This is a genomic window from Isosphaeraceae bacterium EP7 (assembly GCA_038400315.1).
Classification (GTDB): Bacteria; Planctomycetota; Planctomycetia; order Isosphaerales; family Isosphaeraceae; genus EP7.
In genome coordinates, this window is record CP151667.1 from 739,473 (window position 1) to 753,473 (window position 14,001).

General features: G+C 68.6%; 8 protein-coding genes. 5 read left to right on the forward strand and 3 right to left on the reverse strand.

Features of this window, described 5'->3' with window-relative positions; all coding sequences use genetic code 11:
• Positions 1-42: 42 nt before the first annotated feature.
• Positions 43-1,425: an efflux RND transporter periplasmic adaptor subunit gene (locus tag EP7_RS02960; protein WP_463526089.1), complete on the reverse strand. Its 1,383-nt coding sequence runs from the start codon at positions 1,423-1,425 to the stop codon at positions 43-45.
• 424 nt (positions 1,426-1,849) lie between these two features.
• Here EP7_RS02960 and EP7_RS02965 point away from each other — a divergent pair, with 424 nt between their 5' ends.
• Positions 1,850-2,440: a hypothetical protein gene (locus EP7_RS02965; protein ID WP_463526090.1), complete on the forward strand. Its 591-nt coding sequence runs from the start codon at positions 1,850-1,852 to the stop codon at positions 2,438-2,440.
• Between the two features lie 53 nt (positions 2,441-2,493).
• Positions 2,494-4,002, forward strand: coding sequence for a S8 family serine peptidase (locus tag EP7_RS02970; RefSeq protein WP_463526091.1), 1,509 nt, complete (start codon positions 2,494-2,496; stop codon positions 4,000-4,002).
• Between the two features lie 181 nt (positions 4,003-4,183).
• Here EP7_RS02970 and EP7_RS02975 read toward each other — a convergent pair whose 3' ends face one another.
• Positions 4,184-8,104 (reverse strand): serine/threonine-protein kinase, encoded by a 3,921-nt coding sequence (locus EP7_RS02975; RefSeq protein ID WP_463526092.1) that lies wholly within the window; start codon positions 8,102-8,104, stop codon positions 4,184-4,186.
• Between the two features lie 512 nt (positions 8,105-8,616).
• Positions 8,617-9,357, reverse strand: a complete 741-nt coding sequence (locus tag EP7_RS02980; protein ID WP_463526093.1) for an acetoacetate decarboxylase family protein — start codon at positions 9,355-9,357, stop codon at positions 8,617-8,619.
• Between the two features lie 225 nt (positions 9,358-9,582).
• On the opposite strand from EP7_RS02980, the gene EP7_RS02985 reads away from it, so the two are divergent.
• From EP7_RS02985 to EP7_RS02995, 3 genes are all read left to right on the forward strand, one after another.
• Positions 9,583-11,337 carry a peroxidase family protein gene (locus EP7_RS02985; protein WP_463526094.1) on the forward strand — a complete coding sequence of 585 codons (1,755 nt, stop codon included), beginning with the start codon at positions 9,583-9,585 and terminating at the stop codon, positions 11,335-11,337.
• Positions 11,338-11,516: 179 nt separating this feature from the next.
• On the forward strand, positions 11,517-12,422 hold the full coding sequence (locus tag EP7_RS02990; protein ID WP_463526095.1) for a carbohydrate kinase family protein: 906 nt from the start codon (positions 11,517-11,519) through the stop codon (positions 12,420-12,422).
• On the forward strand, positions 12,419-13,819 hold the full coding sequence (locus EP7_RS02995; RefSeq protein ID WP_463526096.1) for a sugar porter family MFS transporter: 1,401 nt from the start codon (positions 12,419-12,421) through the stop codon (positions 13,817-13,819). Before EP7_RS02990 ends, EP7_RS02995 begins: the two co-directional genes overlap by 4 nt.
• The last annotated feature ends 182 nt before the right edge of the window (positions 13,820-14,001 follow it).

Below are 14,001 nucleotides of genomic sequence, written 5' to 3' on the forward strand. Positions count from 1 at the left end.
TGGATGGGGATCGAGTCGGGAGGACGCTGCCCGGCGCCGGGCTCAGGACCTGGGCGGCGTTGAGTCCAGGGGGCCCGGGTCTCCCCCGGGTCGCGTTGCGGTGACCTTGGACCCCTCGCTGACGGATCTGGGCACGATCGCCGGCTCGGTCTTCACGACGACCCCGGGGCGGACCGCCTGCATCCCCTCGACGATGACCGGCACGCCGGAGTCGAGGCCCTTGGTGATGACCCGCATCCCTTCAAAGACCTGGGCGGCGTCCACCCTCTGGACGGCAACCTTTCCGCCGGCGTCGACGATATAAACCACGGGGCCCGAGTCGGTCTCGGAGACCGCCGGAGACGGGACGACGACGGCGTCGGCCAGGTGGTCGACCACCATGCGCAGCTTGACGTATTCACCGGGCAGCAGAGTCCCGCCCGGGTTGGGCATCCGCGCCTTGGCCAGGAAGGTGGAGGTCGTCTCGTCGATCGTGTTGTCGATGAAGTCGCAGGTCCCCTGCTGGGGATGCTCCTGCTCGCCGGCCGATCCCGGACGCGAGAGCCTGACGGCCAGGCCCTGGCGAATCAGGCGCCTGGTGCGGTCGAGGTCGCGTGAGCTGATCCGGATGTCAACACCCATGGGGTCGAGCTGCTGGATGGTCGCCAGCTCGGAGAAGGCCCCCCCTCCGCTCATGTCGGGGCCGACGAGATTGCCGACCTTGACCTTCGCCTGGCCGATCTGGCCGTCGATGGGGGCCTCCATCCGGCAGTAGCCCAGGTTCAGCTCGGCCTCGCGGACGGCGGCCCTGGCGGCCGAGACCTGCGCCTTGGCCGCGGCGATCCCCACGGCATAATCGGCCTTCGACTGATCGTGGTTGGCCAGGTCGGCCTCGACCTGCGCCTCCCAACGGCGGCGGTCGGCCGCTGCCTTGTCGAGGTCCTCGGCCGACCCCGCCTTGCGTGAGAGCAGGTTCTGGCTGCGGTGCTCCTGGATCTGGCCGAGCGCCAGTTGCGCCCGGCTCAGCTCGACCTGCGCCGAGGCGACCTCACGCCCCTTGGACTGCTCCGACTTCTCGAGCGAGGCCTCGGCCTCGGCCAGCTTGGCGCGGGCCGATTCGAGCGCGATCTTGTACGGCTCCTCGTCGATGACCAGGAGCAGCTGCCCTTTCTTCACGAGCGACCCCTCGGCGAAATGCCGTTCGGTCAGGAACCCGCGGACCCTGGCCCGGATGGTCACGTCTTCCAGGGCCCTGGTCGTGCCGTTGGGGGTGACCATCACCGGCACGCTCATGCGCCTGGACTCGACGACGCCGACGATCGGCGGCGGTGCTTCGGCCACGACGGCCGGCTTCTGGCAACCCGCCACCGACAGGATGCCCGCGACGAGGAGGGCATATCCCGCGAGCCGACCCGGGCCGGTCTTCTGGTCGAATTCGGTTCTCATGACGCTTGGATCCTGAAAGTCCTGGCCACGTCCGGATGGCGCAGCGGCGCACGTCCACCGCGGCGAAGCGAGCTTCGCCGTCGCGGTTCTCACGCAAATCTCTTCCTCACCTGCGAGGCCGATGCGAACCCGGGGGGCCGCACGTTGTGCATCGGAGGGGAGTCCGATGCCGAGACGGGCCGGAGATGTAGGCCGCCTCGCTCCTCGAATTGGAACCATGTTAGTTACAATTCGATCGAAGTCAATCCTGGCCGCTTCTGATGGGCCGGTGCTCGATTCTTGTTCGTTCCATAACGTGTTTTCAGAAAACGAGATCGATGCATCGAGTGAATTTGTGTCGGCGATCCAGTACGAAACGAACCCGCCGGGGCCTACAATTCATGGTTGCCCACAACGGTGCCGGACATCTCGACGGGAGGCCATCATGAATCCTCGGCTCGGAAGCTTGGTTGTGTCGCTCCTGATGGCCTCGCCGGTCGTCGCGGGCGAGATGGATTCGGAATTCACCGCGAGACCGGCTCGCACAACGCTCGCAATGGCATTCGCGCCGCAACTGCCGCGATCGATTGCCGTCGGGGCGACCGAGATGGATGCCGAGGGCCCCGCGCAGGCCTGGAGCCGTGGCGGTTTTGGTCGCGGCGGATTCGGCGGAGGGTTCGGTCGCGTCGGCTGGGGTGGTGGCGGATGGGGCGGCGGCTGGAACCGAGGTTGGGGCGGCGGCTGGGGTGGCGGCGGTTGGAATCGAGGCTGGGGCGGTGGCTGGAATCGAGGTTGGGGCGGTTGGGGCGGCGGCTGGGGTGGCGGTTGGGGCGGCGGCTGGGGTGGCGGCTGGGGTGGCGGTTGGAACAGCGGTTGGGGTGGCGGTTGGAATAGCGGATTTGGCCTTGGGTTCAACAGCTTTGGTTATGGGGGCCTGGGCTACGGCGGTTTTGGTGGGCTCGGGTTTGCGTACTCGCCGGTGAGCTACGTCGTGTACTCGCCCTTCTCCAGCTTCGGCTATGGCCTCTGCTACTGAACCCCTCAACGATGGCCAGCCAGGCGGCCGGTCTCCCGCGCAGGAGGCATCGAATGCGTTGGAGAACGGCCCTGTTTCTGGCGTTGGTCCTCGTCCCCGCCAGGCTCGGGCTGGGGCAGGCTGAGGTCGTCGAAAACGGCCGCGCGGGGGCCCTTCCCGCCGGCCGGGTCTCGGCCGCGCGGATGATGAACGGTCCCGAGATCCGGGCCAAGCTGGGACTGACCCGCGAGTATGAGGGGGGCGCAGGACTCAGCTCGGTGAAGGTGGCCGTGCTCGACTCCGGCTTCGAGGGTGTCGGCGGAGGTCGCGCCTATCTGCCCGCCGATGCGGTGATCGTCGAGCATTATGACCCGGAACTCATCCGTCGGTTCAATCTGGGCGATCCCGAGTTCCGCAAAGGATTCGAGCCCGGGAACCGCCACGGGCGGGTCATGGCCCAGATCGTCTGGGGAGTCACCGGCGCCCGGCCTGAGGGGCCCAGGTTCTATCTGCTCAACGCCAACGGCCCGACCATGCTCCGACGCGCCGTGCGTTATGCCATCGAGAGCAAGGTCGACCTCATCCTCTTCAGCGGGTCATTTGAAGGGGGAGGCAATGGTGACGGCCGCGGGCCAATCAACCGGGTGGTCGACGACGCCCTCGCGGCGGGCATCCCATGGATCAATGCCGCGGGCAACTACGGCGGCCGGGTCTTTAACGGGCCGATTCGACCCCTCGACGACGGCTATCTCAGGCTCCGCAAGGGGGCCGACGTGGCCTCTCTGCGGTTCCGTAACCACGTCGACGAGAACAACGTCAACGTCACGCTGACCTGGAACGACTACCGCGAAGACGAGGACGCAGGCACCGAGAAAGACCTCGACCTGTTCGTCGAGGACTGGGCCGGCCGCCGCGTGGGATCGGGCGAGAAGGTCCAGGTGACGGGGGTGCCACAGGCCGATTCGGAGCAGAGCCGCAACCCGCGCGAGCGGGTCGTCCTGGAGAGCCTGCCGGCGATCCCCTATTTCCCGAAAGACCCCGACTACTGCTACCGGATCAGGATCCGCGCGAAGGGAGGGCGGTTCACCTCGGAAGATCGCCTGCGCGTCCTGGTCACGGCGAGCCGGGAGGCTTACACCCCGCCCGACGGTGGTCCGCCGCGGTCTGCGTTCGAGTTCGTCGACGCGTCGGATCAGGGGGAGCTCTACCCGCCGGCCGACAATTTGCTGGCCCTGACGGTCGGCGACGGCAGCCCCTCGTCGTCGATGGGCCCGACGGTCGACGGCAGGACCAAGCCCGACGTGCTTCTGGAAGACTCGCGCGCCTACTTCAGCGACGGCGAGGTCTCCTCGGGCTCCTCGAACGCCGCCGCCTACGTGGCCGGTGCCGTCGCGATCCTGAAGGCGGCCGCCCCCGACCTTGGCCCCGGCCCGCTCCTGAGGATCGCCAGGCAGGGGCCGCCGCTGCCGGCGAGCATCCTGGCCGACCGGCCCAGGGCCGTGAATGCGACCTCCTCCGTGCTGCGTCTCTGGCAGGCCCCGACCCGTGCGAAGCTTGTCGAGGTGATGCGGGCACCTCGCTGAGCCATGTTTCGAGCACCGAGCTCGGGACGTTCGGTCGCCGGAAGTCGGGTGTCGCCATCCCAGAACATGGCCGGTTGTGATCGGATCGTTCGTACTGGCGGGGCGACGTGCCGGGCTCAGGCTTGAGGGGCCGCGGCTACCCCTGGCGAGTATCGAAGGCGTTGAACGCCAGATTTGCCGGTCAGGCCTCAGGGAAGCCGGGAACCAGGCAGGCGGCCATTCGTGCGGGGTCGCGGATCGACTGGGCGACCATCCAAGCATCGGCGCGTGCGACCAGCTCGCGGCCCTCGTCTCCGCCCAGGACGACGCCCAACTGCCGTCGAGCCGCCGCCGCGAAGAGGTCGATCTGTTCGGCGTCGGCCCGCTTGATCGCGTCGGCCAGATGCTTCGCCGCCCTGGCCGAGTCTCCGCGGACCGAGGCGGCTCCGGCCCGGATCAGGCGGGCGGCCACCTGACCCCAGGCCAACCGTTGGCGGTCCAGGCCGCGGGCGAACCGGGCGGCGGCCTTGAGCAACGGGCGCGGGTCCCTGGCGGTCGAGGCCGCGCCGACGGCACTGCGGCCGCGGATCTGGAGGACGTCGACGGCGACGTGCTGGATGCGCGGAAGCAACGAGGCGCGGATCGCGGGCCAGGTACGCTCGCTACGCTCCCAGGCGGCGGCCCCATCTCGTTCGTAGAGGTCGATGTAGGTGTGGCCGTAGAAGTGAGTCAGGTGCTGGACGTGGAACCCGTGCTGCGACCACCGCCTGATCGACTCGTCGACCATCAGGCGGGCCTCGCGCGGCTCGTCGCCGGCCAGGCGGGCGATCGCGCCGGGGTAGGTGCCCAGCGTCGATTCCATATAGCGATCGCCACGGTCGCGTGCCTCCTTGTCCAGGGCGGCGAATCGACGCGTCAGATCGGCGATCTCGCCTCGGTAGATCCGCGCCCAAAGACCGAAGATCTGCGTCGTGTCGAGTTCCCAGACGACCCCAGTGCAGTGGTCGCGGAAGATCGCCTCGGCGGCGTTGAGCTGGGTGATCGCGTCGCCGAATCGGCCCGCCATGTAATAGGCGGCACCGGCGGAGAGCGTCGCCATGCCCAGCGCGTGCGGCTGCCCCGAGACACGGGCGACCTCATGCGACAGCGCGATCAGCTTCGCCGTGCGCCGCCCGGTCGACCGCCCCAGGCAGGCCGAGTGCACCCCCTCCCAGGCCAGCGAGAGTGCGATCCGGGTGGGCTCGCCGGCGTCGAGGGCCAGCCTCAGGCTTCGGGTCTGGAAGTAGGAGCCCTGGATGACGTCGACGACGCTGATCCCCACCGCCACGGCGCGGGCGATGTCCACCCTGGCAAGGTTCGCCGGAGGGATCTGCTCGGCGTTCCTGGGCCGGTAGCCCATGCCCCTGGCCGCCAGAAAGACCCGCTCCTTGATGAGCTGGAGCAGCGCCCGCTTGGGGGTCTCGGGCCGTCTCAGGCCGACCCGGTTCAGCACGTCGTCGAAGGCGGCGAGCCCCTCGTCGATCCGGCCGCTGATGAGGAACTGGTAGGCGGCGCGGGCCTGCAAGTCGTGCACGCTGGCCGGGCCGGCCTCGGCCGCCGCGAGCAGGTACATTTCGCCGGCCTCGGACCCGCGTCCGGCATTGGCCAGCGCCCCGGCGAGCTGGACCCGCAGCGCGGGGGCTCCGGGGTCATCGGCCGGCGTCAGGTCGAGAGCACGCCGGTAGAGCGTCGCGGCGCGGTCGAAGGCCAGGGCCTGGACGGCGTCGGCCGCGGCCCTGATCACATACTCGGCGGCGGAGCTTGCCCTGCCCCCGCCGGCGAAGTGCACCGACAGCGTCTCGGGATCGGCCTCGCCGGTTTCCTCCAATTCCAGAGCGAGCTTGAGGTGCCAGGCCTCGCGCTCGGAGGGGGTTAACCGCCGCTCGACCGTCTCGCGGATCCGGTCGTGATAGGCTTCGACCACGTCGAGCGCGCCCGGGCCGCGGCCCCGCACCAGGTTGTTGGCCCGCAGGAAGGAGAGCGCGGCGAACCCGTCCGTGCCGAGGCCCGCGACGCGGCAGGCCGAGGTCTGGCGGACGGGCTGGCCGGCGACCGAGATCGCCTCCAGCAGCCGCCTCGGGCCCGCGGGCAGCTCGCGGACCCGCCGCCAGAGCACCTCATCGAGGCTGAACTCGCCGCTGCTGGCCAGGCTGTCCGACAGCTCGCCCCCGCCGGTGATGAAGTGCGACAGCTCGTAGACGAAGTAGGGGCTGCCCCCCGACTCTCGCGCGATCAGATCGACCAGCGGTTCAGGGGCGGGCCCTTCGCGGGCCAGCAGGAGCCTGGCCAGGTCGCGAGCCTCGTCGCCCGTCAGCGCCTCGACCTCGATCTCGAACCGCTCGGGACTCGGGGCGCCATCCTCGCCGCCGGCACGCAGGCGGATCAGGCAGGGGCTGGCCGAGGCGTACTCGCTGCGGAAGCAGCAGAGGAGCAGCAAGGCGGGCGCATCGGGGGGCCGCAGCAGGTCCGAGAGCAGGTCGGCACTGTCCAGGTCGCCCCACTGGAGATCGTCGATGTGGAGGATCAAGGGGCGGCGGTCGCCGATCCGTCCCATCAGTTCCCGCAGCGCGGCGAAGGCCCTCCGCCTCAGTTCTTGCGGGTCGGGGGGCTCGGCCGATCGGTGCGGCGCGCCGGCCACGGCCTCGATCCGACGGAGTACCGGGAAGACCCTCGCCAGCGTGGCGATGTCGCGCGGCAACAGGGCCTCGACCTCCAGCCTGGAGAGTCGCCTGAGGAAACGGCTGAGCGAGTCGACCAGGGCGTCGAGCGCCTTGTACGCCACCGATTCTTGCTCGAAGCAGCGCCCCTCCAGGACGACGACGTCCGCGTCCCGCAGGCCGCCGAAGAAGTGCTGGACCAGGGCGCTCTTGCCGACCCCCGACCGGCCCTGCACAAAGGCGACCACCGCGCGGCCTCTCCGGGCCCCTTCCAGCGATTCGGCCAGGGCGGCCAGGTGCGGGCCCCGCCCCAGGAACGGCCGGCTGCCCTGTCGCGTCTCCGCACCGGTCGCCGTGGCGGGACCGGCGGCCCCCAACCTCCGGAGCACCTCATCCCCCTGGGGGCGGGTTTCAGGGACCCGGCTGAGCAGTTCCATGCAGAGCGAGCAGAGGTCATCGGGCAGGCCCTCGACCAGCCTGGACGGCGGCTGCGGGTCCTCTCGCACCTTCCGGGTCAGCACTTCGAGGCTGCTGCCGATGAACGGGAGTCGGCCGGTGAGCGCGGCGTAGAGCATCACTCCGACGCTGTACCAGTCGCTAGCAGGCGTGAGCAAGCCCCCGGCGGCCTGCTCGGGCGACATGTACCCGACCGTGCCGACGACGTGGTTCTCGGTCGAATCCGGATCGTCCAGCCCGCTCAGCTCGGCCGCCACGCCGAAGTCGAGCACGACCACCCGGCCCCCGCGCTCGACCATGACGTTGGACGGCTTCAGGTCGCGGTGCAGCTTTCCCAGGGAGTGCAGGGTCGAGATCGCCCCGGCCAGTTGCCGCATGGCCGATCGCAGACGTGCGACATCCAGGGCGGCGAGGGCCTCGGGAGTCGTAGGGGTGGCGCCCGCCGACGTCGGAGCGTTTATCGGCTCCGTGCTCGCGAAAAACTCGCGACGCGTCGTGCTCGGAGGTGCGGCCCCGGGCGCCGCCGGTTCGCCGCGAATCGCCCCGGTGTCGGCGACGGTCGAGGAGGGTGTCGTCGCCGACTCCGTCGAGGAGGGGGATGCGCCCAGCGAGAGCGTCTCGACCATCGGCCTGATGATCCCGCCGTCGAACGACCATTCGGCGGGCCGGACGAAGTCGAAGAAATTGGTGCCGTGCACCAACTCCATCGTGAAGAACCAGCGGTCGCCGTCGGAGAACAGTTCCCAGAGCCGGACAAGATTGGGGTGGACGACGTTCTCGAGGACCCGGAATTCCTTCTTGAACCAGTAGAGTGCCGACGGGTCGAAGTCGCGGATCGTCTTCAGGGCGACGACCAGGTCACGCTCGCGGTCGATCGCCTCGAAGACGACGCCCATCCCTCCCTCGCCGAGCCGCCTGAGGACCGTGAAACGGTCATTCCCGGCGAATTCAAACGAGGGTGTACGGTCCATCAAGCGATCCTCATCGGCGACGCCCAGCCCCGGGCGCGGGCGTGACCTCTCGGCTCGTTGCCGGGCGCAAAGAGTATGGCACCGATCGCTCATTCTCGCAATTGAACCCGCCCTGGAAGTGGGCTTCCTCGTTTGAACGATCGGAGCGTTCCCAGCTCGCCTCGGTCGGTTCGGCCTGAACCGCTTACGTCGATCGGGGACGTCGATTCGCTACGTAAACGCAATCATTCATTGTGGATGCTTCGTTCCGGCCCGTCTTCGATGGGCCGCCAATCGCCCCAGCCTCGGGTCGCCGGGCTTGATTTCGGTGATGCCAGGGAGGCAGCCATGCCGCGCGTCCTGAACGGTCAGATTGCGCTCGTGACTGGGGCGGCTCGGGGACTGGCCGTGTCCCCGCAGACTGGTTCGGGCAGGAGGGGGCGAAGGTCGTGATCGTCGACATCCATGTCGACGCCGTCCGGCGGGCCTTCGATCAGATTGAGTGCGCGGGCGGGGTTTCCGGCGAGGGGCCGTCAGAGGGGCTGCGACCTGGAGGTCTCGTTGGCAGAGACCTCCAGGTCGCAGCGGACCAGCTTGCAGCCCAGCAGTTTGACGACCGGCAGGAGATGCAGGGGGTCGTTCTCGCTGCCGGGCTCGATCGTGCATGATCCGTCCCCCTGCCAGACCTGGGTGTTGCTCATCGACCAGCCAGTCTCGAGCAACTCGGATACGGAGGGGGGGGCGTCCCTCGTGGGGCTGGGGATGATTCTCAGAGTGAGATAGTCCAGGGTCGAGTCGGGGGCCTGGACCGGCTCGCCGACGGGTCGCAGGCTGCCCGAGGCGAGCGGCAGGCCCTCGGGTCGCTGGAGGGTGCCGGCGATCGTTCCGGCATCGTCGAAGGAGATGGCCGCGATCTTCTTGGGGAACCCGCCCATCTCCCGGCCCGCGGCCATGGCCACGTCGGTGGTGACGTAAAGGTAGGCGGCGTACTGGATCGGCTTGCCCTGATAGGTGGCGTGCAGATAGAGCACGACCTCGCGATACGGCCCCAGCGTGCTCTCGGGGTAATCGGCGAAGACGAGGCCCGCCACCGGCGGGTCGGTCAGCTCGGCCTGCGCGGGCAGGAGCCCGGCGGCGGAGGGGCCGTCGGTGACATACTCGAAGACGATCATGCTCGCGCCGCGATAGCGGTACGGAGGCTTCGGGTAGAGCGGGCCGCTGGACGGCATGGAGAAGCCGAGGTGATCCTTCGTCAGCATCCCGCGCAGTCCCATCGTCGGCCCCTTCGGTTCCAGCCCGGGCACGATCGATCACCGATCGGGCCGCATCGCCGGGCCATCGTAGCAGCGGCGACGAGGGCGGAGAAGGGCCGACCTGGCGGAATCGGGACGTGAGCCGAATGCAGGGCGCAGGCCATGCTTGCTCGATGTTCGCCCGCCTGTTACCGTCCCGTCTGACCTCCTGCGAGGAAGTTTGGTCTCGTCCCTGGGGAGAATTCGATGAGCGTCGCGGTCGAGGGTGAAGAGCATGTCCTCCGGCTGATCCGGGGGTTCCGCTCGGCCATCAAGTCGCTCGGGCTGTCCAATGTCATTGAGTCGATCATCCTGACCCGCTTCGGCCCGTTATGGGCCGTCATCCAACGGGTGAAGCCCCTAAGGGCCTACGCCAACAAGACCTTGATCGATCGCGCGATCTGCAAGATTCCCCCCAGGCCCCACGCGCTGAGCACGCTGGCCGACTACACTTCGTGGTCGTCTCTGACCGACCGGACGTACAGCGCCCGCCACCTGCCGCCGGCCCCGAAGGGGGGCGCCGCCCTGCCCGCTTCCAGGGAGGTCGCCGAGCTGTTCCGCAGGCCCGCCGGCGCGATGAAGATGGGCAAGTCCTCGGTCCTGTTCACCTACTTCGCCCAGTGGTTCACCGACGGGTTCCTCCGCACCGATTATTCCAACCCGCTGAAGAACACGTCGAATCATGACATCGACCTGAGCAACCTCTACGGCCTCGACGCCGCGTCGACCCGCGCCCTGCGGTCGCACTCCGGCGGCAAGCTCTCCAGCCAGTGGATCAACGGCGAGGAGTATCCGCCCGATTTCTACAAGGACGGTGTCGAAGACCCCGCCTTCAAGGACCTGCGGATGGCGGCCTTGCTGAGGGCCCTGACGATGATGGCGGGCGGCCCCGAGGCGTCGCCCAGGCCCGCGAGCACTCCCGTCGGCGGGGATCACCCGGGGAGCAGGCCGGCCGACGCCTCGTCGCGGGCCACCCTCTTCTCGGGCTTCCGCGACGTCCTCGCCCGCAAGCCCATCGACCCGCGGATGTTCGCCATGGGGGGGGACCGGACCAACTCGCAGGCCGGCTTCACGGCGTTGAACGTGCTGTTCCTCCGCGAACACAACCGGGTCTGCGACGTCCTGGCCGCGGCCTATCCGGCCTGGGACGACGAGCGACTCTTCCAGACGGCTCGCAATATCCTCATCGGCGTGCTCAGCAAGATCGTCATCGGCGAATATATCAATCATATTACCCCTTACAATTTCCAGTTCTACCTCCAGCCGGGGGCCTTCGAGGGCTGCCGTTGGTATCGACAGAACTGGATGACCGTGGAGTTCAACCTCCTGTATCGCTGGCACGGCCTGACGCCCGACTCCTACTCGATCGGCGGCCGCGATTACTCGCTCAAGGAGACCCTGTTCAACAACGAGATCCTCGTGAGCCGGGGCCTGAAGCCGATGCTGGCCGACGCCTCGGCCCAGCAGGCCGGCCAGATTGGCCTGCGCAACACGCCCGAGCTGCTCCTGCCCGTCGAGCAGGGGAGCATCGAGCTCGGCCGCGCGGCCCGGCTCCGCAGCTACAACGATTACAGGGTGATGTGCCGGTTGCCCAGGGCGAGGGGCTTCGACCAGATCAGCGCGGACCCGCAGACGCAGCAGGCCCTGAAGGACCTCTACGGGACCGTCGATCGCGTCGAATATTATCCCGGGATCTTCGCCGAGAATACGGTCAGCGGGGCGGTCCTCTCGTTCGTCATCGGCCGGCTGGTCGGCGTCGACGCGTTCTCGCAGGCGCTCACCAACCCGCTCCTGTCCGGCCGCCTCTACAACGCCGAGACCTTCACCCGCAAGGGCGTCGAGATCATCGAGTCGACCTCGACGCTCGCCGATGTACTCGAACGCAACACCCTCACGTCGTCCGACACTCGAAAGATCACGATGACGTTCGACTCGCGGGCCTCCGCCCCCGCCAGGGCGTAGCCGCCGGCCCTGTCGCGGGGATTTGCCCGCCCAACCCTGACGCGTCAGCCTCCGCCGTTGTAGTCTGAGGCTACGAGCTGCCCGGAGGCGTCGGATGGGGTCGTCCGCCGCGAGGGGCACGAAGACTGGCGCGGCCGTCGGCGGGGCCTTCGCGCGTGCCGGGTCGGTGGGGTCGAATCATGAATCGATCGATCGTCGCCGTGGGCGAGGTCCTCTGGGACCTCCTGCCCTCGGGCAAGCAACTCGGCGGGGCTCCGGCCAACTTCACCTATCAGTGCAGGTCGCTGGGGGCCGACGCCCGGATCGTCACCCGCGTTGGCGCCGACGACCTGGGCCGCGAAGTTCTGGCACGCTTCGGAGCCCTCGGCCTGCCGGTCGACACGGTCCAGGTCGACCTGGATCTGCCGACCGGGACCGTCGACGTCAGGCTCGGGGCGGACGGGCAGCCGCATTACACGATCCGCGAGGAGGTGGCCTGGGACCGCATCGAGGCCGACTCGGCGGCGTCGGCTTGCGCCTCGAGGGCCGACGCCATCTGCTTCGGCAGCCTGGCGCAGCGGCACGACGTGTCCAGGCGGTCGATCCTCGCGCTGGTGGCCGCCACAAGGATCGATGCGATTCGCGTCTTCGACGTCAACCTTCGCCCGCCATTTTTCGACCGGACTGTGATCGAGGGCTCGCTGGAACTGGCCAACGTCCTGAAGCTGAACGACCACGAGCTGGCCGAGCTTGCGGCGATGTTCGGCATCCGCGGGGGCGAGCGGCCGTCGATGGAGGGGCTTACGCGGCGGTTCGGGCTCTCGCTGGTGGCCCTCACGCGTGGTGCCGGCGGGAGCCTGCTGCTGGCCGACGGGGCCTGGTCGGAAGACCCGGGCCGGCGAGTCGAGGTGGTCGACACCGTCGGCGCCGGCGATGCCTTCAACGCGGCCCTGGTCGTGGGCCGGCTCGCGGGCCGATCGCTCGACGCGATCAATCGGCACGCCAATGACGTCGCCGCATACGTCTGCACCCAGCCGGGCGGCACGCCGGCGATCCCCGACTCCTTGAAGATCGCCCCGACCCCCGATGCGGAGGCCCACCCGTGATCGCCCACGAACCTCGCACGGACACGGGCCAGGAGACGGCCAACGGCAAGCTCACCCCGGCCCTGATCGGTAGCGCGATGGTCGCGGCGCTCGGCGGCCTGCTGTTCGGGTTCGACACGGCGGTGATCTCGGGGACGACCGAGGCCCTGACGTCGGCCTTCGGACTGACCAGCTCGACGCTCGGGTTCACCGTCGCCAGCGCCCTGATCGGCACGATCCTGGGCTCGGTGGTCGCCGGCAGGCCGACCGACCGCTGGGGCCGGAAGCGGGCCCTGATGGTGCTGGCGGTCGGCTATTTCGTCGCGTCGCTGGGCAGCGCCCTGGCCTGGGACTGGGCCTCGTTCGTCGCCTTCCGGATGCTGGGCGGCCTGGCCGTCGGCGGCGCGTCGGTGGTCTCGCCGCTCTACATCGCCGAGATCTCGCCGGCGCGTTATCGGGGCCGTCTGGTGGCGATCATGCAGTTCAATATCGTGCTCGGGATCCTCGCCGCGTTCCTGTCGAACTACCTGATCGGCCGGATGAATCTGGGCGAAGTGGAGTGGCGCTGGATGCTGGGAATCCAGGCGATCCCGTCGGCGATTTTCTTCGGCCTGCTCCTGCCAACACCCGAAAGCCCGCGCTGGCTGATCATGAACGGACGCGTCGACGAGGCTCGCGCGGTGATGGCCGGGCTGGGGGTGGATGCGCCCGAGATCGATCGGGAAGTCGCCGAGATCGGCCATTCGGTCGAGCGCTCGCGGGGCGAGGAGGACGAGTCGCTCTTCCAGCACAAGTATCGCCGGCCCATCTTCCTGGCCGTGGCGATCGCCCTGTTCAACCAGCTCTCGGGGATCAACGCCCTGATGTATTATGCCCCCACCATCTTCAAGATGGCCGGGGCCGGAGAGGGCTCGGCGCTGCTCCAGGCCGTGGCCCTGGGCGGGACGAACCTGGTCTTCACGATGCTGGCGATGACCGTCATCGACCGTTTCGGCAGGCGTAAGCTCATCCTGATCGGATCGGTCGGCTACCTCATCAGCTTGGTGGCCACCGCCTGGGCGTTCTACACCTACGGCACGGCCTTCACGCCCATCGGCTCGACGATCGTCCTGTCCGCACTGATCCTGTTCATCGCATCTCACGCCTTCGGCCAGGGGGCTGTCATCTGGGTGTTCATCAGCGAGATCTTCCCGAATCGGGTCCGTGCCCGGGGCCAGGCGCTCGGCAGCTTCACGCATTGGGTGATGGCCGCGCTCGTCTCCTGGACCTTCCCGATCATCGCCGAGCGTTCCGGGGGGCACGCATTCGCGTTCTATGCGGCGATGATGTGCCTGCAACTCCTCTGGGCCCTGTTCCTCATGCCCGAGACCAAGGGCGTCCCGCTCGAGGAGATCCAGGCGCGGCTGGGGATCGACTGACGCACACCCCGAGACGAACGAGTTTTCCAAGGAGAGGACGAGGCGCGATCCGCGAGCCTGGTCGTGACGTCCCGGTGCCTGTTACCTACGTCTCCGAGGTCATCGTCGGCCGCCTGAATTCGCTTTAGGCCCGGGAATTGCACGCCCTGGACTCTTCTGAGTGGCTCGAAAAGGCCGGTCGT

Bases quoted from the DNA above. Each gene is read 5' to 3' on its own strand.
- EP7_RS02985 (WP_463526094.1), top strand. From the start codon at position 9,583: ATGAGCGTCGCGGTCGAGGGTGAAGAGCATGTCCTCCGGCTGATCCGG.
- EP7_RS02980 (WP_463526093.1), bottom strand. From the start codon at position 9,357: ATGGGACTGCGCGGGATGCTGACGAAGGATCACCTCGGCTTCTCCATG.
- EP7_RS02965 (WP_463526090.1), top strand. From the start codon at position 1,850: ATGAATCCTCGGCTCGGAAGCTTGGTTGTGTCGCTCCTGATGGCCTCG.
- EP7_RS02975 (WP_463526092.1), bottom strand. From the start codon at position 8,104: ATGGACCGTACACCCTCGTTTGAATTCGCCGGGAATGACCGTTTCACG.
- EP7_RS02990 (WP_463526095.1), top strand. From the start codon at position 11,517: ATGAATCGATCGATCGTCGCCGTGGGCGAGGTCCTCTGGGACCTCCTG.
- EP7_RS02970 (WP_463526091.1), top strand. From the start codon at position 2,494: ATGCGTTGGAGAACGGCCCTGTTTCTGGCGTTGGTCCTCGTCCCCGCC.
- EP7_RS02960 (WP_463526089.1), bottom strand. From the start codon at position 1,425: ATGAGAACCGAATTCGACCAGAAGACCGGCCCGGGTCGGCTCGCGGGA.